The sequence below is a fragment of the Methanobacterium sp. SMA-27 genome, assembly GCF_000744455.1.
GTDB lineage: Archaea > Methanobacteriota > Methanobacteria > Methanobacteriales > Methanobacteriaceae > Methanobacterium_B.
The window spans coordinates 1,885,333-1,911,115 of record NZ_JQLY01000001.1; the positions used below are offsets into that span (position 1 = coordinate 1,885,333).

29 protein-coding genes are annotated in these 25,783 nt (G+C 33.6%); 15 read left to right on the forward strand and 14 right to left on the reverse strand.

Features of this window, described 5'->3' with window-relative positions:
- Positions 1-64 precede the first annotated feature (64 nt).
- Entirely contained in the window at positions 65-1,612 is a 1,548-nt protein-coding gene (locus tag DL91_RS09445) for a flippase (RefSeq protein ID WP_048191276.1), read from the forward strand.
- Between the two features lie 46 nt (positions 1,613-1,658).
- On the opposite strand, the gene acs is transcribed toward DL91_RS09445, so the two are convergent.
- The gene (acs, locus tag DL91_RS09450) at positions 1,659-3,614 is read right to left on the reverse strand and encodes an acetate--CoA ligase (RefSeq protein ID WP_048191278.1); all 1,956 of its coding nucleotides are present in this window, start codon (positions 3,612-3,614) and stop codon (positions 1,659-1,661) included.
- 200 nt (positions 3,615-3,814) lie between these two features.
- Between acs and DL91_RS09455 the strand changes: the two genes are divergently transcribed.
- Complete coding sequence (locus tag DL91_RS09455) at positions 3,815-5,428, forward strand: thiamine pyrophosphate-binding protein (RefSeq protein WP_048192686.1); 1,614 nt, start codon at positions 3,815-3,817, stop codon at positions 5,426-5,428.
- Complete coding sequence (locus DL91_RS09460) at positions 5,425-6,777, forward strand: B12-binding domain-containing radical SAM protein (RefSeq protein ID WP_048191279.1); 1,353 nt, start codon at positions 5,425-5,427, stop codon at positions 6,775-6,777. The genes DL91_RS09455 and DL91_RS09460 overlap by 4 nt, the downstream gene beginning before the upstream one ends.
- A gap of 200 nt (positions 6,778-6,977) precedes the next feature.
- Here DL91_RS09460 and DL91_RS09465 read toward each other — a convergent pair whose 3' ends face one another.
- Positions 6,978-8,147: an alanine--glyoxylate aminotransferase family protein gene (locus tag DL91_RS09465; protein WP_048191281.1), complete on the reverse strand. Its 1,170-nt coding sequence runs from the start codon at positions 8,145-8,147 to the stop codon at positions 6,978-6,980.
- A 437-nt stretch (positions 8,148-8,584) separates the two neighbouring features.
- On the opposite strand from DL91_RS09465, the gene DL91_RS09470 reads away from it, so the two are divergent.
- Both DL91_RS09470 and DL91_RS09475 read left to right on the forward strand, forming a co-directional pair.
- Positions 8,585-9,352, forward strand: a complete 768-nt coding sequence (locus DL91_RS09470; RefSeq protein WP_048191283.1) for a 6-hydroxymethylpterin diphosphokinase MptE-like protein — start codon at positions 8,585-8,587, stop codon at positions 9,350-9,352.
- A 69-nt stretch (positions 9,353-9,421) separates the two neighbouring features.
- Entirely contained in the window at positions 9,422-10,573 is a 1,152-nt protein-coding gene (locus tag DL91_RS09475) for an ORC1-type DNA replication protein (RefSeq protein ID WP_048191285.1), read from the forward strand.
- Here the strand turns inward: DL91_RS09475 and DL91_RS09480 are convergent, their stop codons facing one another.
- Positions 10,574-10,762: a hypothetical protein gene (locus DL91_RS09480; RefSeq protein ID WP_048191286.1), complete on the reverse strand. Its 189-nt coding sequence runs from the start codon at positions 10,760-10,762 to the stop codon at positions 10,574-10,576.
- A 168-nt stretch (positions 10,763-10,930) separates the two neighbouring features.
- Between DL91_RS09480 and DL91_RS09485 the strand changes: the two genes are divergently transcribed.
- From DL91_RS09485 to DL91_RS09495, 3 genes are all read left to right on the forward strand, one after another.
- Positions 10,931-11,386, forward strand: a complete 456-nt coding sequence (locus DL91_RS09485; RefSeq protein WP_048191287.1) for an archease — start codon at positions 10,931-10,933, stop codon at positions 11,384-11,386.
- Between the two features lie 264 nt (positions 11,387-11,650).
- Positions 11,651-11,926, forward strand: a complete 276-nt coding sequence (locus DL91_RS09490) for an ATP cone domain-containing protein (RefSeq protein WP_048191288.1) — start codon at positions 11,651-11,653, stop codon at positions 11,924-11,926.
- A gap of 45 nt (positions 11,927-11,971) precedes the next feature.
- Positions 11,972-12,406 carry a hypothetical protein gene (locus tag DL91_RS09495; protein WP_048191289.1) on the forward strand — a complete coding sequence of 145 codons (435 nt, stop codon included), beginning with the start codon at positions 11,972-11,974 and terminating at the stop codon, positions 12,404-12,406.
- Between the two features lie 34 nt (positions 12,407-12,440).
- Here the strand turns inward: DL91_RS09495 and DL91_RS09500 are convergent, their stop codons facing one another.
- Entirely contained in the window at positions 12,441-12,872 is a 432-nt protein-coding gene (locus tag DL91_RS09500) for a hypothetical protein (RefSeq protein WP_048191290.1), read from the reverse strand.
- 392 nt (positions 12,873-13,264) lie between these two features.
- On the opposite strand from DL91_RS09500, the gene DL91_RS09505 reads away from it, so the two are divergent.
- From DL91_RS09505 to nadA, 4 genes are all read left to right on the forward strand, one after another.
- Positions 13,265-14,449 carry an FprA family A-type flavoprotein gene (locus DL91_RS09505; RefSeq protein ID WP_048191291.1) on the forward strand — a complete coding sequence of 395 codons (1,185 nt, stop codon included), beginning with the start codon at positions 13,265-13,267 and terminating at the stop codon, positions 14,447-14,449.
- 274 nt (positions 14,450-14,723) lie between these two features.
- Positions 14,724-16,169: an RtcB family protein gene (locus DL91_RS09510; RefSeq protein WP_048191292.1), complete on the forward strand. Its 1,446-nt coding sequence runs from the start codon at positions 14,724-14,726 to the stop codon at positions 16,167-16,169.
- Positions 16,170-16,222: 53 nt separating this feature from the next.
- A complete protein-coding gene (gene mtnP, locus DL91_RS09515; RefSeq protein WP_048191295.1) occupies positions 16,223-16,984 on the forward strand; it encodes an S-methyl-5'-thioadenosine phosphorylase in 762 nt (253 codons plus the stop codon).
- A 242-nt stretch (positions 16,985-17,226) separates the two neighbouring features.
- Positions 17,227-18,144: a quinolinate synthase NadA gene (gene nadA / locus DL91_RS09520; protein ID WP_048191296.1), complete on the forward strand. Its 918-nt coding sequence runs from the start codon at positions 17,227-17,229 to the stop codon at positions 18,142-18,144.
- An 86-nt stretch (positions 18,145-18,230) separates the two neighbouring features.
- Here the strand turns inward: nadA and DL91_RS13935 are convergent, their stop codons facing one another.
- The gene (locus tag DL91_RS13935; RefSeq protein WP_197050639.1) at positions 18,231-18,380 is read right to left on the reverse strand and encodes a hypothetical protein; all 150 of its coding nucleotides are present in this window, start codon (positions 18,378-18,380) and stop codon (positions 18,231-18,233) included.
- A 180-nt stretch (positions 18,381-18,560) separates the two neighbouring features.
- Between DL91_RS13935 and DL91_RS09525 the strand changes: the two genes are divergently transcribed.
- Positions 18,561-19,688, forward strand: coding sequence for a DUF763 domain-containing protein (locus DL91_RS09525; protein WP_048191297.1), 1,128 nt, complete (start codon positions 18,561-18,563; stop codon positions 19,686-19,688).
- A 90-nt stretch (positions 19,689-19,778) separates the two neighbouring features.
- Here DL91_RS09525 and DL91_RS09530 read toward each other — a convergent pair whose 3' ends face one another.
- Positions 19,779-20,234 (reverse strand): deoxyuridine 5'-triphosphate nucleotidohydrolase, encoded by a 456-nt coding sequence (locus DL91_RS09530; protein ID WP_048191301.1) that lies wholly within the window; start codon positions 20,232-20,234, stop codon positions 19,779-19,781.
- A 182-nt stretch (positions 20,235-20,416) separates the two neighbouring features.
- On the opposite strand from DL91_RS09530, the gene DL91_RS09535 reads away from it, so the two are divergent.
- A complete protein-coding gene (locus tag DL91_RS09535; protein WP_048191303.1) occupies positions 20,417-21,100 on the forward strand; it encodes a trans-aconitate 2-methyltransferase in 684 nt (227 codons plus the stop codon).
- 92 nt (positions 21,101-21,192) lie between these two features.
- The gene (locus DL91_RS09540; RefSeq protein WP_048191305.1) at positions 21,193-21,696 is read left to right on the forward strand and encodes a PRC-barrel domain-containing protein; all 504 of its coding nucleotides are present in this window, start codon (positions 21,193-21,195) and stop codon (positions 21,694-21,696) included.
- A gap of 78 nt (positions 21,697-21,774) precedes the next feature.
- Here the strand turns inward: DL91_RS09540 and ftsY are convergent, their stop codons facing one another.
- The 8 genes from ftsY to DL91_RS09580 all read right to left on the reverse strand — a co-directional run bounded on the left by ftsY (position 21,775) and on the right by DL91_RS09580 (position 25,782).
- On the reverse strand, positions 21,775-23,022 hold the full coding sequence (gene ftsY / locus DL91_RS09545; protein WP_048191306.1) for a signal recognition particle-docking protein FtsY: 1,248 nt from the start codon (positions 23,020-23,022) through the stop codon (positions 21,775-21,777).
- Between the two features lie 65 nt (positions 23,023-23,087).
- Entirely contained in the window at positions 23,088-23,510 is a 423-nt protein-coding gene (gene pfdA, locus DL91_RS09550; protein WP_048191307.1) for a prefoldin subunit alpha, read from the reverse strand.
- 4 nt (positions 23,511-23,514) lie between these two features.
- Positions 23,515-23,745, reverse strand: a complete 231-nt coding sequence (gene rpl18a, locus DL91_RS09555) for a 50S ribosomal protein L18Ae (protein ID WP_048191308.1) — start codon at positions 23,743-23,745, stop codon at positions 23,515-23,517.
- Positions 23,742-24,416: a translation initiation factor IF-6 gene (locus DL91_RS09560; RefSeq protein WP_048191310.1), complete on the reverse strand. Its 675-nt coding sequence runs from the start codon at positions 24,414-24,416 to the stop codon at positions 23,742-23,744. The genes rpl18a and DL91_RS09560 overlap by 4 nt, the downstream gene beginning before the upstream one ends.
- A gap of 8 nt (positions 24,417-24,424) precedes the next feature.
- Positions 24,425-24,670 carry a 50S ribosomal protein L31e gene (locus tag DL91_RS09565; protein ID WP_048191311.1) on the reverse strand — a complete coding sequence of 82 codons (246 nt, stop codon included), beginning with the start codon at positions 24,668-24,670 and terminating at the stop codon, positions 24,425-24,427.
- A 9-nt stretch (positions 24,671-24,679) separates the two neighbouring features.
- The gene (locus tag DL91_RS09570; protein WP_013644146.1) at positions 24,680-24,835 is read right to left on the reverse strand and encodes a 50S ribosomal protein L39e; all 156 of its coding nucleotides are present in this window, start codon (positions 24,833-24,835) and stop codon (positions 24,680-24,682) included.
- Positions 24,828-25,424, reverse strand: coding sequence for an asparagine synthase-related protein (locus DL91_RS09575; protein WP_048191316.1), 597 nt, complete (start codon positions 25,422-25,424; stop codon positions 24,828-24,830). The genes DL91_RS09570 and DL91_RS09575 overlap by 8 nt, the downstream gene beginning before the upstream one ends.
- 16 nt (positions 25,425-25,440) lie before the next feature.
- Positions 25,441-25,782 (reverse strand): DNA-binding protein, encoded by a 342-nt coding sequence (locus tag DL91_RS09580; RefSeq protein ID WP_048191318.1) that lies wholly within the window; start codon positions 25,780-25,782, stop codon positions 25,441-25,443.
- Position 25,783 lies beyond the last annotated feature (1 nt).

The following is a 25,783-nucleotide window of genomic DNA, read 5'->3' on the forward strand; positions in this document are numbered from 1 at the left end:
GAAAAAGAAATTTTCCATTTACAAATAGGCATATCAATAAATAGGTTTACAGATAACAAGGATTATGCAAAAATTATTGAAGGGCAGTTTTATAATTTTAATAGGAACTATAATCTTCAGGATAGGAGGATATATTTTTGCAGTTTTAATGCTATCCTTGCTTGGAGTAGAGGGTTATGGTATTTTAAACCTTGTTATGTCTTTTCAATGGATTTTAATATTGATTGCAGTTGCAGGACTTCCCCCTGCAATTGCAAAGTATGTTTCTGAATACCTTGCCAAGGATGATAAATTCATGGTAAAACAGGTCATTGTAACTTCCTTGAAGATCATGCTCTTAATGAGTTTCATATTCACTGCAATATTCTTCTTTATGGCCAAACCACTAGCAGATTTCTTTAATGGCGGGCCAGAAGTTGTTATCTTGTTCCAAGTGGTAAGTTTTATTGCTCCTTTCAGTGTTATTTTAGGGTTATTCCGGGGTGTTTTTCAAGGATATCAACGAATGACGGATATTCTTATAACCCGAGCAGTTGAGCAGATATTCATGATAAGCCTGGCAGTTTCATTCATTCTTATTGGATTTTACGTCTTAGGAGCAGTAATAGGGGCAGTAGTTGGATTCGGAATTGCTGCAGTTTCTGCAGTTCTCATATTTAGAAAATATCTGTGGGACGATATAAAAAATGTAAAAAAACCTGAAAATTCTGTGAATGAATATAAACTTGCTAAAAAACTATTGATATTTAGTTCGCCAATAATTATAACAGGTCTGGCTGAACTAACTTTATTTCAAACTGGAAACTTTATTATCCCATTATTTTTGAATTTTTCGTATCTGGGTTACTACAATATAGCAAGCCCCATTGCAAGACTTCCTCTTGTAATATCATCTTCGGTTGCTGTAGCACTTCTACCCGCAGCTTCAGAAGCATTAGCTCTTAATGGTAAAGATCTAGTGAAAAGGTATGTTGTACACTCTTACAGATACTTGTTCATTGTTCTTCTCCCATTATGTGCATTTGTTATAATATTTGGACAACCCATAATGGCTCTGTTATTTCCAAGGGCACCATTAGCCTACAGTTTTGCTGGAACTGCGTTGAGCATCCTTGTAATTGGTATGGCATTTTTTTCTGTCTATGGAATCTCTGCTAGTGTACTTCAGGGTGCAGGTAAACCCTATCCTGCAATGTTCTTTCTGGTGATTGGAACCGTTACCAATCTTATATTAACTATAATCCTTGTACCAATATTGGGATTGAATGGAGCAGCAATTGCAACAATGTCAGCTTCATTTATTATAATGGTCCTTACTACCTTAAAAAGTCTTCAAGTTACTGAAACAAAGCTGCCTTATGCCAATTTAATTAAAATCACAATAGCATCGATTTTATTGGGATTTTGCCTTTTATTAATGCCAAAAACAATCACAGGAATGTTAATATCCATTTTATTAATACCTGTTGTTTACATTCTGATTTTGGCATTTACCCAAGCGCTAGAAATGAGAGATTTGATACTCATAAACAAAGCGGGAAATCGCATAGGTCCACTTTCAAAACACATAACAAGATTTACCAAATTTTTGAAAAGATTTGTAACAGAATGATTCCACAAAAAAGTTTACATCCCCTTTTTAGTTTGGAGAATCATATTCAATCTATTACCTTATCAATCTCATCAACAACTTCAGGATTTGCGAGTGTGCTGATATCCCCAACTGGATATCCCTTAACCTTAGCCTTAATAACTCTACGCATGATCTTACCAGAACGTGTCTTTGGAAGATCTGATACCCAATTTACACATGCAGGAGTTGCAATTGGACCTATCTCCATTCTAACATGATTTATAAGTGCCTCTTTAAGGTTTTCTTCTGATTTGTAATTTTCTTTCAGTACAATAAATGCACAAATTTCTTCACCCTTTATTTCATCTGGTTTTCCCACTACAGCGGCCTCAGCAACACCAGGGTGACTTACAAGAGCAGATTCAACTTCTGCAGTGCTTATTCTGTGCCCTGCAACATTTAACACATCATCTTCTCTTCCTTGTATCCAAAAATAACCATCTTCATCCTTTCTTGCAACGTCACCACTTAGGTAGATATTCTTAAAAGTGCTCCAGTAAGCCTCAACATATCTATCAGGATCTTTGTAAAGGGTTCTAAACATTGACGGCCATGTTGATTTTATAACTAAATGTCCCCCACCACCAACAACAGATTTACCATCATCATCCACTACATCAGCTATTACAGTTGGGAATGGTTTAACAGCAGATCCGGGTTTTAGTTTTGAAATTGGTAAAGGAGTTATAAGATGCATTCCTGTTTCAGTCTGCCACCACGTGTCCATAATAGGACATTTTCCTTTCCCAATAATATTATAATACCATATCCATGCTTCAGGATTAATAGGTTCTCCCACACTTCCTAAAAGACGTAACGAACTCAGATCATATTTTTCAGGCCATTTTTCTCCAAATTTCATAAACATTCTAACAGTTGTAGGTGCTGTATAAAACACTGAAACGCCATACTTTTCAACCATGCCCCATATCCTTCCAGGATCCGGGAAATCAGGTGTTCCCTCATATATCAAAGATGTTGCCCCAATTAGAAGTGGTGCGTAAACGATATAACTATGTCCTGTAATCCAACCAATATCGGCAGCACACCACCATACATCCTCCTCCTGAATATCAAAGACAAATTTCATTGTTGTGTAAACCCCTACAGCATAACCTGCATGGACATGTACAACACCCTTGGGTTTACCTGTTGTACCCGAGGTGTATAGTATGAATAAAGGATCTTCAGAATCCATTTCTTCAGTTTTACATTCGGTATCACTGTTTTCCATAATCTCGTGCCACCAGACATCAGTTGGACTATGCATTTCAACTGGGAGGTCAGCATGATTAATAACTATCAATTTTTCAATGGATGGTATCTTATCCATTATTTTATCTACATTTTCCTTGAGATTTATGATCTTACCCCTTCTAGTAAAACCATCTGCAGTTATAGCAATTTTAGAACCTGAATCATTTATTCGGTCCTGGAAAGCTTTAGCCCAAAACCCTGAAAAAACAACAGAATGAATTGCACCAATTTTTGCACATGCAAGCATTGCAATAGGAAGTTCAAGTATCATCGGAAGATATATACTCACAGTATCTCCTTTTTCCACTCCAAAACCTCTAAGTACATTTGCAAATTTGTTTACTTCTTTGTAAAGTTCAATATAGGTCAAACTACGGACTTCTCCAGATTCTCCTTCCCATAAATAGGCTATTTTTTCTCTATTCGGCCCTTTAATATGCCTATCAAGCGCATTATGAATTATATTGAACTTACCTTCTAAAAACCATTTTGCATGGGGAGGATTCCATTCAAAAGTTTTTCTGTATGGTTTAAACCATTCAAGTTCCCTTGCAAGATCATTCCAGAACCATTCTGGATTTTCACTTGCTCTTTCAAGTAGTTCATCATAATCATGAACATCTTGTGTTTCCATCCACTTTTTTATGTTAGTTTCATCTGTCAGTATTTTTGAAGGTTTAAAAATCCTTTTTTCTTTTAGTAAAGTATCTAAATCTCTGGGCATTATATATCCTCTCTTAAATCTTTTAATACTTCGTTCTGCAACTTAAAAGTTATTTAATGATATATCTGGGATTTAAAAAATATGTTCCATAATGAGTTTAAATGGATTTTCAAGTATTATTATCTAATTTGAGACATTAATAAGTTATGAATTTTACAGCCCTAATATTTATAAAAAGTAAAAACAATATAGAAAAAGTAATGGAATCAGATAATTTACGATGTGCAGATGCACTTGTTAAAATTTTAGAACTTAATGGTGTTAAATTTCTTTTTGGACATCCCGGAGAACAGATACTACCTTTCTACGATGCAATGCGCGAATCCAAAATAAAACATATACTCATGAGACATGAACAGGGTGCTGCACATGCAGCAGATGGTTATGCTAGGGCATCGGGAAGTATTGGTGTTTGTGCTGCAACTGGAGGCCCTGGTGCTTTGAATCTTATAATGGGAGTTGCAACGGCCTATAAAGATTCTGTTCCCCTAATTGTGATAACTGGTGATGTTCCAAGGGATATGAAAGGTAAAAAAGGGTTTCAGGATATTGATATTGGGGCTGTCTTCAAACCCATCACACTCAAAAGCTTCGATATTAAAAATCCGCAAGAAGGTATTTTAACCTTAAAAAAAGCAATTGAAACTTTGACATATAACCAAAAAGGTCCAATTCATCTTAATTTTCCAAAAGATGTGCTTGAGAGTTATGTTGATAGATCGATACTGGAATCACTTGAATGTGAGAATGAAGAGTACAAAACAAAAATTGATTTTAAAAAACTGCATAAAGCTATTAAATTACTCAAAAACTCTGAAAAACCCCTTATACTTGCAGGAGCTGGAACTGTATGGTCAAAAGCATCAGATTCTCTAACAAAATTTGCTATGAAAAATGAAATCCCAGTTGTTACCACTTACCCTGCAAGAGGAGTAGTATCAGAAGAAAGTTCAATTGCACTAGGTATGATTGGTTTAAGAGGTACAGAAGCAGCCAATTATGCCGGGAAAAATTGTGATGTTTTAATAGCTCTTGGTTGTAAATTCTCAGAACGTACGTTATTGGGAATTGGAAACTGTAAAATAATTCATATTAACATCGACAAGTCCGTTTTGACAGGGGATGTTAAAATTCAGGGGGATGTTAAAGAATTTTTAGACAGGATAATGGATGTTAAATTTAAGAAAAGTGAAAACTGGCATTCAATTATTAATAAACTTTCAACTAAACACCACATAAATACAAACTATCCAAACGTCCCTATAAAACCACAAAGAGCCATTAAAGAAATATTGGATGCATCGGGAGATTCCATAGTTGTAAACGATGCCGGAACACATACTACATGGGTCACACTTTTAATATCTGTTAAAACTCCATCATCACTCCTTTTTTCTGGAGGATTCGGACCAATGGGATATGGTATTCCTGGAGCTATTGGTGCTGCACTAGCAAATCCCAATAAGAGAGTAGTTGCAGTGGTAGGTGACGGAGACTTTCAGATGACATCACAAGAACTTGCAACCATTAATGAATTAGCTCTACCAATTATTATTTGTATCATAAACAACAACTCACTAAGAATAATAAAACAATGGCAAGAAATGCAATACGGAGAAAGTTATCAAGTTGAACTTGAAAATCCTGATTTTATAAAACTTTCAGATGCATATCACGTCCTTGCATCGCGGGTTGATTCACCAGGAGAAGTTTTTAATGCAGTACAAAAAGCTTTAACTTTAAACATACCATACCTAATTGAAGTTTTAGTCGATGAAAAAGAAGAAATACCACTCCCAGAGGTTTTAGAATGAAGGTTTTAATGATAAATCCCCCATATAACTCATCAAAATATAAATTTATAGGCTTAGTGGCACCTCCTCTCGGAATAGCTTATATAGCAGCCATGCTACAAAGAAACGGCGTTACAGTAAGAATATTGGATGCACCAGCACTTGAATACGATCATGATGCAGTGAAGAATGAAATTCAAAAATATTCACCAGATATAATATCAATTACTGCTGTAACCCCAACAATTGACAGCGCCATTAAAACAGCTCAAATATCAAAGGAAGTTTGTCCAGATTCAATAACTGTTCTAGGTGGCTATCATCCCACATTCACTTATCAGGAAGTACTAAAAAACAACTATGTTGACGTTGTTGTGTGCGGTGAAGGGGAGCAAACAATGGTAGAACTCGTAGATGCTATTGAAAAGGGCAAAAATTTAAAAGAAGTAAATGGGATTGCAATCAAAAACTTCAAAACTCCACCCAGAAAAATAATAGATGATCTGGATAGTATCCCCTTTCCAGCCAGACACTTACTTCCAATGGATGAATACAAAATACTAAATATGAAATTAACTACAGGTACAATTGTATCTGGAAGAGGATGTCCCTACAACTGTTCTTTCTGCGCATCATCGGCAATGCACGGCCATAAATTGAGATTAAGATCTGCTGAAAATGTAGTGGATGAAATGGAACATCTTGTTAACGACCACGACATTGAGATGATCGCATTTATGGATGATACATTCACTATCAATAAGAACCGTGTATATGAGATATGTGAAACTATTAAAGATAGAGGACTCGATAACTATTGGGGATGCACAGCACGTGTAGATACAATATCTGAAGAACTTTTGAAAACCATGAAAGATGCAGGATGTATCACCATGTTTTTAGGTGTTGAATCGTCTGATCAACAAGTTTTAAACCAGTTAAATAAAAATACCAATATAAACAGGATAAAAAAAACATTTGAACTCACTAAAAAATATGGGATGAGAACAATTGCATCTGTGGTATTAGGAATGCCCGGAGATACAAAGAGAAGTATAAAAAGTACTATAAAATTTGTTAAAACACTTGAACCATCATATGCCGTGTTTTCACTTGCAACACCATATCCTGGAACTGAGTTTTATCTAAAAGCAGCCAGTGAGAATCTTATAAAAATTAATGACTGGTCCAAATATACTCTTCTGAGTCCTGTGCTTGAAACAGTTGATTGTTCCCTTGAAGAGCTTAGAAAGCTTCAAAGAAAAGCATTTACAGAATTTTATTTAAGACCCGGATACATTGCCAGGAGAACTTGGATAGACGGACCAATAATCCTTAAAACGATAGCATCCATTGTAAAGGGTGTTTAAAGGTATATAACTACTATTTTTAATATATTTTCATCTAGCTAATGATATGATAATAGTATAGTTAAATGAAAAAGAACTATCAATAATTTCAAAAATTGAAGATGAATCCCTTAACAACGAAGGAAAATGAAATTTAAAATACTAGGGAATAGATTTATACTCTTAAAAAAATTAAAAAAAAAGAAAAGTTCAAAAATAGATTAAAAGAATTCTAAAGTGTTATTTCCAGGCATGTATGTTTCCTGTACTGCAGAAACTCCAGTTCCCAATTCTATTTCGTAACCATATTCTTTTAGAGACATTTCAAGGGCTGCGATAGTTGAAATTATTTCTCTGTGTGTTATGTTTCCCATGTGGCCTATTCTGAAAACATTGCCCTTAAGATGATCTTGACCACCAGCAAGTTCAATTCTATACTTGTTACGCATAGTACCCCTTAGGTTTTTATCAGTCATTCCTTCAGGGATGTTTATTGCTGTAACAGTAGCTGATGAAGCTTCTTCATTGGCAAAAAGCTCTAAGCCCATTGCTTTAACACCATTAATAGTTGCTTTTGCAGCCTGCTCATGTCTTTTTATCCTTGCTTCAAGACCTTCTTCCATTATCATCTTTAAAGCTTCATTCATGGCATACATTAGTGATACTGATGGAGTGTATGGTGTTTCTGGAACTGCTTTTTCTCCACTTTTTCGGTATTTCTTCAAATCAAGATAATATGTCTTGGATTTAGTTTTATCGACTACATTCCAGGCATTATTATTTAAGGTAATTGCAGCCATTCCTGGCGGTGCAGCCAGACATTTTTGTGAACCTGTTACACACATATCAATACCAAAATTATCAACCTGTACATCGTCTCCCCCCAGGGATGAGACTGTATCAACAACATAAAGTGCATCAAAATCTTTGAGGACCTTGCCTATTTCTTCTATTGGGTTTGCAACACCAGTAGAAGTTTCATTGTGAACCATTGTCACGGCTTTAATATCTTCTTCCTCTTCAAGAATGTAACGAACATCATCAGGATTGGCAGCATTCCCCCATTCCACAGTTAATTCAACAGGAATTCCCTGATGAGTTTCAGTTATTTGCATGAACCTCTCACCGAACTTTCCACCAACTATGTTAAGGATTTTATCGCCCTTCTCAATCACATTTCCTAGTGCTGCTTCCATTGCAGCAGTACCTGAACCTGTAATTAAGTAAGACTGATTTTCTGTCTGAAATACTTCTGACATCATTTCGTTTGTGTCATTTAGAATTTCACCAAAAACTGCACTCCTATGATTCACTATGCTCTTTGACATGGCTTTTAAGACTCGCGAGGAAACCCTCGTAGGTCCTGGTATCATCAGCAACGTCTCATACATCTAAAAAAACCTCCGATTTTATAGTTAAGATTAACTTAATTCATTTCTTTGTTGTTTAACTTATCACCCTTTCTCAAACCCCAGTACCAAATTTTGTTGTTTAATTGGTGATGAATAATATATGAAAAATGATAATGATATACTTGACTATTGTTTGAAAAATTTGATTCTAGCCTTCAAAGATATTCATCTAAACACCAAAATATTCAGTAATTAGTTTAAAAATAATCATTGCTGAAAGAATCTGGTTCGTATTAAAGAATAATGTAATATAGAAGATTAATATTGTCGTTTTAGATCTATTGTTAGATTATGACAGGGAACTCATTACTACCCGTATTTTAATATAACAAATATGAATAATCATTGAATATAAATTTTGATAATTAGTTATAAAAGTCTGAGTTTATTTATGTTTGATATTACAACTCATTTATATGAATCTTGAAGAATGGTTTTCATGGTATAATGAGATATTGGAAGTATTTGGCTTTGACAAGGAAATGGATGAAAAATCTGCTGGAATACTCAGAAAACTTCTTAAAGATAAAAATAGCCTATCTCCCCCAGATTTAATTATCAAACCTAACACAATTATTTTTGGAGCCGGACCTTCACTTAAAAGGAATTTGAAAGAACTTAAAAAGTTAAAACTAGATGATTTCACCATTATATGTGCAGATGGTGCTGTTACAGCTCTTTTTGAGGAAGAAATGATTCCAGATGTAGTTGTTACTGATCTTGATGGCAAGATTGAGGATATAATAGAATCAAACAGAAGAGGAGCTATGATGATTGTACATGCACATGGTAACAACATAGACAAAATAAAAAAATATGTTCCCCTCCTTGAAAATGTTCTAGGAACTACACAGAGTATTCCCCTTGATAATGTGTATAATTTCGGAGGATTCACAGACGGAGACAGATGTCTTTTCCTTGCAGTGGAATTTGGTGCAAAAAATATAGTGATCGCTGGTATGGACTTTGGGAAAATAATAACACGTTACTCAAGACCAGATATTGTTGGAAGTCAAGGTCTAGCAGACAATATAAAGGAAAAAAAACTTGAATACGCAAAAAAACTTGTTGAATGGATTGCAAAAAATGAAAATGTGATGATCTTCAATTTATCACATGGAGAAAAGATCAAGGGTGTTACAGATATTGATATAGATTATTTTCACCATAATTTTCAAAAATAGTGTACAATGTAAATAATTTTTTTGTATATAACCAATATTTTTATAATCAAAGCCACCAAATAAGAAAACATGGGTATCGATGATATACTACTTTTTGATGAAACAATATTCAAGAATATAGACGCTTTCAATCCAGATTATGTTCCCGAAAATTATCTTCACAGAGAATCACAGATGGAAGCTCTTGCTATATGTTTAAGGCCAGCCCTTAGAGGAGGGCGTCCAATTAATACAGTTGTTCTAGGTTCTCCGGCTACTGGAAAAACAACTGCAATAAATAAGATCTTCAACATAGTTGAAGGAACTTCTGATAGAGTTGTGTGTGTTTATGTAAACTGCCAGCTCCATACAACCCGTTTCAATATCTTTTCTCAGATATATAATAAGATATTTGGGCATATGCCTCCTGAAACAGGTGTTCCATTTTCACGGATTTATGGAAGTATAATGAAGTACCTACAGACTGAGAAAAAATCAATGGTAGTTGCACTTGATGATGTGAGCTATCTATTCCATAGTAAAAATGCTAATAAAATATTTTATGATATATTAAGGGCTCACGAAGAATTTAAGGGAGTTAGAACAGGTATATTTGCAATTTTATCCGATATTGAATTCCGCTACATGCTTGACAAAAATGTCACTTCAGTGTTCATACCTCAAGAAATTATTTTTGAACCATACACAACACAAGAAATGTTTGACATATTAAAAGACAGGATAAAAGCAGGTTTCTATCCAGATGTAATATCTGACGATATTTTACAACAGATTGCAGAATATGCATCATCTGCAGGGGATCTGAGGATGGGAATAGACTTATTAAGGGTCAGTGGAAACTTTGCAGAAGCAGATGCATCAAAAACTATAGAAAAAAAGCATCTAATAGAAGCAGCTAAAAATACAGGATCACCAAACCTCAAAAGCACACTTAAAACCCTTTCTAAGGATGAAAAAATTCTTCTAAAAACTATAATTGATTTCAACAAAGACGATCTGATTGCAGGGGATCTTTATAAGAGTTTCAGTGAAAAAACTTCGACTAGCTATGCCTCATTTGATAGAACATTGAATAAATTGGAATTTTTAAGGCTCATTGACACAAAATTCACGGGTAAAGGTGTTAAGGGTAATTCTAGAATTATTATTCTGAGATTCGATACCGAAGAAATATTGAAGTGTCTTGAAAGAGTTCAATATTTGAAAAACAAAAATGGATAATTAGACGCTCATTGGCATGTTAGAATTCGGAGTACCTGCCACCAACATTATACTTGCAATTAAAACCACAACAATTGTAAATATAATGAAACATGATTTAGGGTCTATAAAGTATTCATCTAAATATTCAAAGATTCTTGCTTTTTTTCTTAGATCTGGTATCTGATTTCTTCCATAATTTCTTTGCATAAAAATCCCCTCCTAATATTAGAGATCATGATAACTTTATTTAAAAGAAGAGATAGAGAGCGTTTGATAAGTAATATCTCAGTAAATTTGTTTTATTACAATAACAAAAATTTGGTAAATAACCTAAACTAATAGTATATTCCACAAGTAAGTACACGAGGTTAAATATTGGAAGCCACTAAAAAGAAACATTTAAAATATGAATTTTTCGATGTTACAGCTGATGTAGGATACAGAGCATATGGCCAAAGTCTTCAAAAAGCCTTTGAAAACGCTGCCATTGCAATGTTCGAAGTAATAACAGATACATCTACTATATTACCAATTATCGAAAAAAATATTCATTTGGAAGCCGAAGATGACTGTGCAATACTATATGACTGGCTTTCAGAATTACTTTTCCTACATGATGCAGAATATCTAGTTTTCTCTAAATTTGAGGTAAAACTTTATTCTAAAATTGATGCTGGAGAAAAAAAATATATCATTGATGCTTCAGCTTTTGGAGAAGAATTTGATCCATCAAGACACGAGAGACGATCTGAAGTTAAAGCTGTCACTTATCACATGATGAATATAAAATTTGAAGATAGTTACATAGTACAAGTAATTCTTGACATTTAATTAAATCAAATCTTTTTTTAGGGATCTCAATCCTTAAACAATAAATTCCATTCAATACTTTTCCTTTTTTTAAAAACAATTAAATTTCTGATGATTTAAAATCAAACTAAGCTTTTTACCATAATATTAAATCTTTTGTAATAAATTGAATTTTTTTTTATCTTCAAAAATTAAATCAAAATATATATAAGCAATTGTGGATAAGATGTAATAAGATGAAATAGAATGTATTTTTTAGGATTTTTTTTGAATGGAGGTTCCATTATGGTTGAAGTTGTAAAAAAAGGTGGGGGTAACGAACCATTTGATGGTGAAAAAATAAGAAAATCTATTGAAAAGGCAGCCATTGATGACGATTATTCCTTAGATAGAATAAAAAATATAATAGACAAAACCATTAAAGATATAACTGAAGAAGCCGAAAAAAGTGGCGAAATAGATACAGATGCCATTAGGGATAGCATATTCAACAGATTTGAGAAGAATGAGTCTTCCATTGTGAAATCTGGGAAAAATTTCGATACAAAATATAAACCCTAAAATTTAAAGTATAAAACTAAGGCATATTAAGGAGTTGAATTAGAAATGATGGATGAACTGATGGAAGAGGCAGAATGGATTGAAGAGGAAGAATGGATTGAAGATAGTTGGATGGAACTTGAAAAAGCCAGGGGTGAAAAAGCACTCAAATGTAGTAAAAAAAAGCCCAAAGCTTCTAAAAAAGAAAGTAACTCTTTAGAAGAACTAACAATTATCTTTGAGGATACAGACAATTTAAACATAGAAGATACTTACGGAATAAAAATTAAAGGAAATAATATAATTGCAGGTAGACATAGTGGAAATAACACTTCTTTCAAAGAAGTTAATGTAAATAAAATAAAAGGGAAAAGATTCCTTGAATATGTAGCTGGTCAGATAGAAAACGCATCAGGACTTGAATTAAAGCTCACGTTGGCATTTGAAAAGGGTTATTCCATAGAAATAACTGACTACAGTTTAGTTGGGGAGTATAAATAATTTAGATTTACTCCAAACTACATTTATTTTGGAATCAATCTTTCTTTTTCAAGGTTTTTAACCAGTCAAATACCTCTTCTGAAATATTTTCTGAAATATCTTCTATCCAGTCTTGTTCACTCCATTTACACACATCTTCTTCGGCAATGTCTCCAACAACATCTTCAACTCTATCGTTGTCACTCCAACCTCCAACATCAGATTCACAGAAATTAAAGTTTTTATCCTTATTTTCAAATAGCAAATCCCATGTTTGGGAGTTTCTTAGCTCCCAGAACCAATAAAAGTTCATTACTGTTTCCTCTTCGGGATTTATATCTTCAAATCTCTCTTCTTTACTATACCCAACAATTAAAACATTATCATCATCCAGATATATTCTTTTTTCATATGTATCCTCTGAGTCGGGCATTCGCTCCAGTTTTGTATTTTCTATTTTGTCAACAAGTTCTTCTTTGCTAATCATCATTACTCTCCTCAACATCACGTCTAAATTATTTCTTATTATAATTATGGTAATAACTGCACTTATTTTTATCCATATAATTAAAATTTAAGAGATAATTTATTGTGTGTTAACAGGGGGTGTAAAGAAATTAAATTTAGTTTAACATTGTTTTAAACAAGTATCAGAACGTTTTTATGCTTTGGATTACATATATTAGACATAATATTTTGAACATATGAAAATTAATATCTAAAAATTCAAAGTTAGAACAATTATTAAAATGAACTTGGAAAACAGTGCTACAGAATATCAAAATTGCTAGGACAACAATAATTCAAAAATTAGGATTTAAACTGAATTTAAAGTTTTTATGAGAATTATTTAGATTTATTGATTTAGAGGTGTTGTAAATGACTTATAATCTGATAAAAGAGCAAGTGTATTCTGTTGGTGCTATAGATTGGGATAGAAGAATTTTTGATGAATTGATCAGTATTCCAAATGGAACAAGTTATAACTCCTTTATTGTAAAAGGTAAAGATAAAACAGCATTGATAGACACTGTTGATCCAACTAAAACCAACGAATTACTGGATAATCTTAAAAAATTAGATGTTGATATAGATTATATTGTTATTAACCATGCTGAACAGGATCATTCAGGAACAATTCCCAAAATACTTGAAAAATATAGTGATGCTATTATTGTAACCAATACTAAATGTAAAGAATTTCTTAGCGAATTTCTCCCACTTACTGATGCAAAATTCAGGGTTGTTGGAGATGGAGATAGTTTAGATCTTGGCGGTAAAACACTTGAATTTATAATTACGCCATGGGTGCACTGGCCAGATACAATGGTTACTTACCTAAATGAAAACAAAATACTTTTCTCATGCGATTTTTTTGGCTCACATTTGGCAACAAGTGAATTATTTTCAAATGAAGATATTTACAAATTAGCCAAAAGATATTATGCCGAGATAATGATGCCCTTCAGAACCATTATTACAAAGAACCTTGAGAAATTGGAAAATTTGAACATTGATATTATAGCTCCAAGCCATGGTCCTTTATACAAAAACCCAGAATTTATAATTAACGCATATAAAGATTGGACATCTAACAATACCAAAAATGAAGTTATCATACCTTACATATCAATGCATGGAAGCACCAAACGTATGGTAGAATATTTAGTTGATTCCTTAATTGATAGGGGAATAACAGTTAAACCATTGAATTTGACCCTTACTGAAAGTGGCGAATTAGCCTTAGACCTTGTAGACGCTACAACCATGGTTATTGCTTCACCAACTGTATTAACAGGCCCACATCCCAGCGTTGTTTATGCCACATACCTTGCAAATGCCCTCAGACCAAAATTAAAATTAGTTTCTGTAATGGGTTCCTATGGATGGGGTGGAAGAATGCTTGATTTGATCACAGGAATGATAGGTAATTTAAAGGTAGAAATGATCTCACCATTAATTATTAAGGGATTTCCAAAGGAAGAAGACTATAAAAAAATAGAAGCAATGGCCAATGAAATTGTTTCAAAGCATGAAGAACTTGGAATTATTGAAAAACGATAACATCATTTATCAAATAACACCATTACAATTGTCAGATAATAGTATTAAGGGAATAAAATTATATGAGTTGGAACATAAAATCATATGTATTATGCAATATTAAATCAATAAATTATATTAGTTATTTGTGGTTAAATTACTTTAATAGAATATAAAAAGCTTTAAAACATGATTTAGAAATAATTAGATATTAAATTAGATTTATGGGATGAATCATTGTTTTTAAAAGCAATATTTATAATTTAGTATTAGTTTCTGTTTTGGGGAGTTGTTCATGGTTATAGAAGAATTGAAAAAAATAAGAGAATGTGTTTGGGAGATTCCAACAGAGTACAAAAAAGGGATGAGAGTTCCTGGAAGAATATATTTGGACGATAACGCTATAAAAACTGTTGAAAAAGGTGCTATTGATCAAGTTGCAAATGTAGCTTGTCTTCCGGGTATTCAAAAGTTTTCAATAGGACTTCCGGATATTCACTTTGGGTATGGATTCAGTATTGGTGGTGTTGGAGCTTTCAGTGCTAAAAATGGAGTCATCAGCCCCGGTGGTGTTGGATTTGATATTAACTGCGGAGTACGATTATTAAGAACCAACCTAACCGAAGATGATGTCAAACCAAGAATAAACGAACTTGTTGATACACTTTTCAAAAACATTCCCTCAGGAGTAGGAAGTAAAGGTAAATTAAGGCTTAAGGAAGGAGAAATCGATGACGTACTTGACAACGGTGCAAAATGGGCTGTTGAAAATGGTTACGGATGGGAATCTGACCTTAAATATCTTGAAGAGAATGGAAAGATGGATGCAGCCGATTCTTCCAAGGTTAGTGATAAAGCCAAGAAAAGAGGAATACCACAATTAGGATCTCTTGGATCAGGTAATCATTTCCTAGAAATTCAGAAAATGGAGGATATATATGATGAAAATGCTGCTAAAATCTTTGGAATTGAGGAAGGTCAAATCACTATTATGATACATTCTGGTTCAAGAGGCTGTGGACATCAAGTATGTGCAGACTACCTAAGAACTATGGACAAGGCATATAAAAGATATAATATTAATCTACCAGACAGACAGCTTGCATGTGCGCCTGCAGATTCAAATGAAGCCCAGGATTACTTCAAGGCCATGGCATGTGCCGCCAACTATGCATGGACCAATAGGCAAATGATAGTACATTGGGTAAGGGAATCATTTGAACAAGTTTTCAATAGAGATGCAGATGATATGAACATGGGTATTGTCTATGATGTAGCTCACAATATTGCAAAATTAGAATCACATACCATTAAAGGCCAAAAAACTGATGTATATGTACACAGAAAAGGGGCAACAAGATCATTTGGACCCGGAAGGGAAGAAGTGCCAAAAGAATATCGGGTAATTGGACAACCTGTTATGATACCTGGTACAATGGGTACTGCATCTTATATTCTTCATGGAACAGAAAAAGCAATGGATGAAACATTTGGTTCCACTGCACATGGAGCAGGGCGTAAAATGAGCAGAGCAGGAGCAAAAAGAGAATACAATGGTGTTGAAGTTAAAAAGATGCTTGAATCAAAAGGAATCACTATAAAAGCTAATTCAATGCCCGTTGTAGCTGAAGAAGCACCAGGTGCTTATAAAGACGTGGATGAAGTTGTTAGAACATGTCATGAAGCAGGAATTTCTTTATTAGTAGGTAAAATGATACCCATTGGAGTTGCAAAGGGGTAAATACATTTTATTTATAATTAAACAATATTCTTAAAATTATAGGAAATAAAAAAATGATAGGAATTATTGGCGGTACTGGAGTTTACGAAATTGTAACCATGGGTGATGAAATTGATAAACGCGTTTTAAAAACGCCTTATGGGAATTCTCCTGAGATTTCTCTATTTCAACTTCATGGCAAACGTGTGGCTTTCATGCCAAGACATGCAAAAGGACATTCAAATCCCCCACACATGATTAATTACCGTGCAAATATTTATGCAATGAAAAAATTGGGTGTAGAAAGAATATTAGCTACCAATGCAGTAGGATCACTTGAAAGATCAGTGAATCCAGGAGATTTTGTTATCCCTCATGACTTTATTGATTTTACCAAAATGAGGAAAGGATCTTTTTATGATGACAGAACAGTTCACATTGATGTTACAGAACCCTACTGTAATGAACTGAGAAGTACCATAAAATCCTCGGGCGATGTTATTGATGGTGGTGTTTATGTATGTACAGATGGACCAAGATTTGAAACACCTGCAGAAATTCAGATGTTCCATATGCTTGGTGGTACAATTGTTGGTATGACTGGAATACCAGAAGCAGTATTGGCACGTGAACTAGAAATGTGTTATGCAAGTATATGTACTGTATCCAACTATGCGGCTTCAATATCTCCTACCAATCTAACCATAGACGAAGTTTTTGAAATAATGGATAGGAAAAAACATGATCTGGTAAAGCTCATGGATATCTCCATCTCCAAAATGTCTGAAGAAAGAAGTTGTCACTGCATGGGTGCACTTAAAGGTGCAGAGATATGATGTCCAGGAATAACATGGTGTTTAATCAACGGTAACTCCAATATTATTGTAAGTAATCTAAAGTTGAAAACCAGTACATAATATATATATAGAATGATACAAAATAAAAGTTGGATTATTAATAAAATATAAATTAATTTATAAGTCTTGTAACCCATAAGAATAAATATTCTAACCCATATCTGAATTTTTAGATGAATAAAATTATAAAAACTTATTTAAATTATTTAAAGGACGATAATATGTTAAATGAACTTCAGAAAGAGATCATAGCACTCAAAAAAGATAAAAATGCTATAATACTGGCACATAATTATCAAACTGGAGATATACAGGAAATTGCGGATTTTATTGGAGACTCACTTGAGCTCTGCATAAAAGCTTCTCAGATTGTTGACTCTGATCTAGTTGTATTTTGCGGAGTGGATTTCATGGCAGAAACAGCAGCTATTTTGAATCCAAATAAACGAATAGTATTACCTGATAAAGAAGCAGAATGTCCCATGGCACATATGCTAACTGCTGATGAACTTAGAATATATAAAGAAAGATATCCTGATGCAGCTGTGGTTCTCTATGTAAATACACTTGCCGAAGCAAAAGCTGAAGCAGATATACTTTGTACGTCTGCAAATGCTGTAAAAGTAGTAGAAAGTCTTGATGAAAACAGAATATTATTTGGTCCGGATATGAACCTTGCTTGGTTTGTTTCTCATCAAGTAAAAGATAAGGAGATAATTCCTGCACCTGAAAGTGGACATTGTTATGTACATAAAATGTTTAACTTAGGGGATCTGTATTTCTTAAGGGAAAAACATCCTGACGCAGACATACTTGTACATCCTGAGTGCGATCCAGAGGTTCAAGAATATGCAGATTATGTTCAGAGTACAGGAGGCATGATTAAACATGTTGCAGAGTCTCCGAAAATCACTTTCATAATAGGAACAGAAGTGGATCTAGTTACAAGGCTTAGAAGGGAAAATCCAGGTAAAACCATAATTCCTGCACTCAATGAAGCAATATGTGAAAATATGAAATTACACACACTTGAGAAAGTGAAAAATTCTATTATTAATCAAGAATTTGTTGTCAAAGTCCCAACAGATGTAGCTGAGAAAGCAAAAAATGCAATAGATAAAATGCTTGAGATATCTTAAATAAAAAATTAATTATTTTTTTTTATTAATTCTTCATTTTATTTCAGACATATTAAAGTTTAAATTAAAAAAATATTTTTTTAAGATTATTCCATTACCCTCAATTTTTTCAAAAGACTCGTCCTTTCATCTTTTAATTTTTTTAAAATTTTTTCATCAGGACTTTCCTGTTTTTCAAGATATGCTATTGTAACAGTTATTGCATGAAGATTTGTTTCTGTCTGGTTTATAGGCATTTTTACTCCTCTAAATTTATATTAAACTAATAAATAAATATTTGTTCCATATGAAATTAATAGTATTGTTTAGGTATGATATGGATATTAAATGATATAAATAAAGGAATATACAAAAACTTAAAAAAATAGGAATAAAATTCTATCCAAATAATAATCATCTTGGAAAGGTTAAAATTTATGCAATCAAAACGAGGAGTTGTTAATCTACCCCTTCATGGAGGTAAAGCACCTAAATGGCTGTTTAATAGGATGGTAAAATTAACAACAGGCGTTGTGGATGTGATGCTCTATGAATATGATTCAGATGAATTTTTAAGACGTATCTCCAATCCTCACTGGTTCCAAGCCTTTTCTTGTGTATTGGGTTTTGATTGGCATTCTTCAGGAACAACTACAACTACGTGTGGTGCATTGAAAATGGCCATCAATGCAGAAGAACATGGAATGATAGTTGCAGGAGGAAAAGGGAGGGCATCGAGAAAAACCCCTGCAGATATTGAAGCTGCAGGAGATATATTTTCTCTGTCCACAACAAAAATTGAAGATCTAATCCATTCAAGCAGAATATCTGCCAAGATCGACAATTCATGTATACAGGATGGTTATCAACTTTACCATCATTCATTCTTGTTAACAGAAGGGGGAAATTGGGCTGTAATTCAACAGGGAATGAACCAAGAAACTCGTTATGCTAGGAGATATCATTGGCTAGGCGAATCAGCTGATAATTATCTTGAAGAACCACATATGGGGATCTGCTGTGATATTCAAAACCCAAAAACACTGGATATGACTTCCATGGATAGTAATGAAGCAAGGAATGTTAGTGTAGATCTCATTTGTGACAACCCTGAACACTTAAAGAAATATTTTAAGGATAGAACACCCATATTATCAAAGTCACAGATGAAACTTGATAACTACTTCAATGAATTCAAAATGCCTCGCCACCATCCTGTATTGGATCAAGACCTTTCGGATCGTGAATTTGAAGTTTTGAAACGTGCATGGGAAATTCAACCTTCAAATTATGAAGAATTGATTTCACTTGAGGGAATGGGACCAAAGAAGATAAGGGCACTTGCATTGATATCAGACCTTGTATATGGTTCAACACCAAGCTGGGAGGATCCTGTAAAGTATAGCTTCACCCATGGCGGGAAGGATGGATATCCCTATCCAGTTGATCGTGAAGTCTATGATCATTCGATTCAAACATTAAAAGACGCTTTAGATCAAGCTAAACTTGAAAAAAAAGATAAATATCATGCCATAAAACGTCTTGAAGGACTAGTTAACCATTGAATATTCTCAATTTTAATTTTATGGATAGATTTTATTACAGAATTGTACTGATTCCATATGAGTTTTATACAAAGAAATTGTTTCTAATTTTTATTCATCTTCCTGGTAACTTCCATTGTATTCACCAGAACCAGTAACATCAAACACAACACCCTGTGCTATTCTTTCACCCTTTTTAACTGTATAATCAAATTCTCCATAATTGTATACCATAAATTGTAGTGTTCCATAAAATCCAGGGTCACCCACAGCCGTGTGAACAGATATGAATGATCTTAAAAGAGTGGAACGTGGTAGATAGAGCATTGAACAGCCTTTTGGTATCTTTATTTTCCGGTCTATAGTTACAAGATATGCTGTTTTAGGTTTTAATACATAAATAGGGGGTTCTAACTTTTCTAGTTCAGGTAGATTTTTTTCATTGTCAATTAAAGATCCTGGTCCAACTTGTATGAAAACTTCATTAATTCTTAAATCAATTCCTGAAGGTTGTACAAGTTCTTTGAAATCTGGAAATAATTTTTTTAGTTCATTTTCTCCAAGCATTTAGTTAACCTCATAAAAATTTTAAATTATTTAAGTTACTTTTTTAATTTATGCTTTGAATGCTTAAATTGTTTTTCCTGATTTAATTTTTTACCCCTAAATTTAAGATGAAGTTAGATTCTAAAATAGATATTACATGGAAATAACTAATTTTTTCAATAAATTTAACAGGAGATAGCAATTTGGAAAACGTTAAAAAACATTTTGAAGAAGAAGCAGAAGAATTTGACAAAACCATTCAACAATTGATACCATTGTACTCTGAAATGATAGATTCCATGATTACTGCATTACCATATAATGTTTCCGATAAATTTAAAGTGCTTGATCTAGGTTGCGGAACAGGAAATGTATCTAAAGCTGTTAAAGAAAGATTTCCCAGAGCAATGATTGACTGTATAGATATTGCCGAGAATATGATAGAAATGGCAAAGATCAAACTTGAAGATTACAAAGACATAAAATATTATACTGGAGACTTCGCTGAATTTGATTTTGAAGCAAAATACGATGTTGTTGTTTCCTCTCTTGCACTTCACCATATAAAAACAGATGAAGAAAAAAAGAGATTCTACATGAGAATTTATGGTGTTTTAAGTATGGGAGGAGTTTTTCTTAATTCAGACAGTGTTCTTGGATCAAATGAAAGTTTGAACGAAATTTATATGGAAAAATGGGTTGAATTCATGTTACAGAATGTAACAAAGGAAGAAGTGGAAGAAAAATGGCTACCAAAACATGAGGAGGAAGATTTTCCAGCTCCCCTAATCAAACATCTTCAATGGTTAAATGAAATAGGATTTGAAAACATTGATATTGTTTGGAAGTACTATGGATCGGCTGTTTATTGTGGAACAAAACCATAAACACGATTTTAATAAAAAAACAAGATATTTATAATAATAATAGCAAATATACACCATATTAGATCAAAATTATTCCTCAGGAGAAACGAAACATGAAAGCCAACGAGTTTATTGGAATGAAAGTACTTGATAAAGAAGCAAATGAAGTGGGTAAAGTAGCGGAAATTGCTGTTGTCTTTAAAAAATGTCTTGTAGACAAGATATTTGTATCAATGGGTTCTGCCTTGAGCAAAAAATATTTGGTAATAGTTGAAGAAGATATAGCCGAGATTGGAGATTATTTACAGTTAAAAATCGATAAAGCAGGGTTAGAAGAACAGGTTAAAGTTGATAAGATTGATGATTTCCTGGGTAATGCAACAAAATATAAAGATTTCATTGGAAAAACAGTTCTAACCAAAAGTGGAATGGACGTTGGTAAGATCACAGACATGGTGATAGATCCAAAGGGTTGCCTCATACACAATATCGTTGTAACAACAGGTGGCACTCTGAACAAAAAACATATTATGATATCTGACGAAGATATAGATGCTATGGGAGATTATTTGATACTTAATTTAGACCAAAAACAAGTAGAAGATAGAACAGATTAAAATATTTTTATTTTTTTTAAATTATAATATTAGAATAATTACAAAGATTTTTATTCATTAAAAAGAAAATCTGTTAATTTATCCTATAATCTGTTCAACCATCCATTCAGGTTTAAACTCAATTATATCCGAATAAGACTGCCCTACTCCTAAAAATAATATTGGTTTTTGTATTACATATCCAATAGACAGGGCTGCGCCACCCTTGGCATCAGCATCAGCCTTTGTTAGGATTATACCATCAATCCCAACAGCTTCATTGAATTTTTGAGCTTGTTCAACTGAATCATTCCCTGTTAATGCGTCACCAACATATATAATCAGATCAGGATGTATAACACGTTTAATTTTCTTCATTTCATCCATTAAATTGATATTTGTCTGCATTCGACCAGCAGTATCAACAAGAACCAGTTCTTTGCCCTTTGCCTTAGCATGTTCAACTGCATCAAATGCCACAGCAGCAGGATCTGCACCTTTCTTATGTTTAATTATTTTAACTCCTAATTTATCAGCATGATGGGTTAACTGTTCAATTGCACCCGCCCTGAAAGTATCTGAAGCAGCGATAACTGGCGTATATCCCTTTTCCAATAAGTAAGTTGAAATTTTAGCAATTGTAGTGGTTTTTCCAGTACCATTTATTCCCACAAACATTATCTTTAATGGCTCACCAGATTTTTTAGCATTTTCTGCAAGTGAAATCACATCTTTGCTTTCAATATCTAAAATATTTGATATTGCCTTTTTTAGGGCATCTCGTGTAAAATCTGTAACATCGCTTCTACGCCGTATTTTACGACCAATCAAATCGTCCTTAACAGAATTAATTATTTTCTCAGCAACATCCATTGCTACGTCGCCTTCTAATAGTGCTAATTCAAGTTCAAATAAAATATCATCAATATCTTTTTCAGATATGGTTTTATTTCTAACAAAAGAGAATATACCCGATTTATCATCTGATTCTTCAGAAGTTTCTGATTCGATGAGTTCAGTTTCATCAGAAATTGGAGTTTCCAATTCTGAAGATTCTTTTACAATTGATTTCTCATCTTTAATTTCTTCAGTTTCATTGGATTTTCCACGAAGAAATCCCAACATTCCTGATTTTTTTCCGTCTTCAACTTTTGATTCTGTTTCAGACGATCTATCATCCACAGGTTTTGTATCAGGTTTCTCAACAGATTTAGGAGATTCAGATTTTTCAGTAGATTTAACAACCTCTGTTTCCTCTGATGCAGCTTCTAATTCTTCTTCTGCTGTTACTTTATCTGATATCTTTCCAATTGTACCTGTAAACTTCTTTTTAAGTGATTCAAACAAAGAGCTTTCACTCCCTTAAATTTAAAATATAATTATTTAATAAAGGGTAAAAGGAATAATCTAATTTAGACTTCTCCTTCAACTTTCTGCATTAGTTCCTCTGCTTCAGGACTCCTCTGCATTATGTATTCAGTTATCTTCTGAAGATCCGATGCCATTTTTTCTTTAAGCTCTTCAAGTTCTTTCTTTTGTTCGGCTATAGTTTCTTTAGCATCATCTACTGTCTTTTTAACAGCTACCCCCGCTCCAAGACCAATTATTACTTCTTCAGTATTTTTTAATTCTGTTATAAGGAAGGATCCTGCACCTATAGGTACTAGTGTTTCTTTATTATCTTCTCCTTTAACAGTTTCCAAAGTGTCCATAGCAACTTGGAGTTCGGTAATAGTTGCGTTTAAAGTATCAATTTGTTGCTGAAGTACTTCTGCCTGTCCTTGATATGTATTCAGTTCTTTCACCAACGCTTCAAGTCTTTGTCTATCTTCCATCAGATCACCTGTTGGATAATGCTTTGATGATTGGATCTACAGATTCTTCAATAGAGATCTCTTTGATATCATCAATGAATATCTTGCTTCTACCTATCCTATGTTTGCTACCAAACTCAGAATATATTTTTTCACGTATGTCGTCTTCACTTATAGCTTTTAACTCTTTTGTGAAGTGTTTAAGGCCTTGGCCCATCATAAATTTTCCCTGAACTCTAAATATCTTTGTCTTCATAAATATCCCTCAAGAAAACCAAATGCTTCCTCTATTCTTGCAAGTTCAGGACCTGTTGTGTTCAGTCCTACCATAACTCCCTTTGAGTTGGCTACTGCACAAGCACCCACAAGTTGTGTTCCGTTGTTAACGGTTCCCACATCTACAGGAGTTTTGAATAATTTTTCAATAAATTCAATTTCATCCTCGCTAGCAGCTGGATGTACTAATACTCCTTTGTTGGTTGCTGTTGCAACTGATCCTGTAATTTTAAAATTTGCTATACTTCCTCTTTGAACTTCAACGTCTAAAACATGGGATATCGTTTCAATGGCTTTATCTGAGATAAGCGGATGCACGAGTGCCCCAAAGTCATTTGCAAGAATAATATTTCCTACTGCAGTGAGTTTGTCTGGTATTCTCTCAACTTCAATCCCTTCTTCTCGGATTATTTCTAACTCATTGTCAAAGGCATACTTTGAAACAACTATACCATTTGAATTTCCGCATGTTAATGCCCCAGTCAAGTTACTTCCACTGATAGGGGTTTTGATAACCGAAACATCTAAACATTCTGTTATCAAATCAACCATTCCATCCAATATATTTGTAGGAGTAATAGCAATTTTTTCTGTGGCTGATATTGAAACGCCAAGATTTGGGCTTCCGCCAATATTAATCCTTCTAATCATAAACTCACCTATTCTACTAAGGTGACTGATACAGAACCATCCTCTTCCTTTACTGCCTTCACTTTGATTTTTGGTGGTACCTTTTGAATTCCTCTCTCCCATATTTTCTCGTTAACAGAGGTATCTATTTTGATATCATCAGATTTCATGTGTTTTTTTAGGAATTCTCTTACCAATCTAATTGCCTTAGGAGACCTTATGGTCCTCGGTACTCTTTTAACATCCCTTAATGGGATAATGTAAACTCTTTCCATTTAAATCACCTATGCTTTGACTTTACTTCTTCTCCATTGCCTCATCTTCGGATGAGTCCGGACTTTTCTTGACGTTTTAAGCATAACCCATAGAGGTACGCGTCTGTTTTGTTTTGTGGCTTTTGAAAGTCTTAATTTCTTTGCACATGGTTTATTTCTACTCATTTTCTCTCCATCCTATTACTCTTGATTGTAAATGTTCTGGGAATATTTTAAAGGCTAGCTCTTCACCTTCAAGTTTTGAAATAAGAAATCTTATCTCTATCTCATAGTCAGAATTATTTTCCATGCTTGTTAACTCTTTTTTTACATGGAATAAAGCATTTGAAAGACTATTTATGGATTTATGACCTAATCCTCCAAGATTAATGTATTCAACATCATTTCTATCTTCAAAACTTCTAATTTGGTTTAAATCGAGTTTTGGAACCTTATCATCTCGCCTTGTTCCATCGGAAACAACTGAATAATCATTAGCTATAAGTTCAAGTGCGTATGTATGTACTTTGTTTATACCGTTGTTGGGAAATCCATCATTTATTATGGTTTTCACAGCATCTTTAAGTACATCAGGTTCTCCTTTCAGAATTCGGTGTTTGAACCCGAGTTTTGATGAGGATTCTGCTGCTGCTTTCCATGAGGGATAAAATCCAAAGTTAACAGTTACCAATTCAACTTGGTATCCTAAATTTTTTAGAATAACTGCAATTATTGAACTATCTTTTCCTCCACTGTAAAGTACACCAGCCTTCATTTATCCCATCATCTTTTTAATAACTTCTTTTAATATTAATCTCTCTTTTCTGACCAATGAGTTTTCTAAGAAGTTCTTTGAGCTGATCATCAGTAATCTTAGATTGCACACGTCCCGATTGAGCGAGTTGGATTAGTTGAATCTCTATCTGATCCACAAATTCTGGTTTTGTGAGTCGAATATTAGCGAGTCTTGCCCTGGCCTCTGGTGTAAGTAGTTGCATCATGGCCTGTTTTTTTTGGGCATCCATCTCCTTGCGCACCTGTTCTTGTTCGGCGGCTTGTGAAGATTGCGGATTAGCTTGCTGCTGCTGAAGTTGTTGCATTCTTTTACGCCTTATTTCATCGATGTCAGTCATC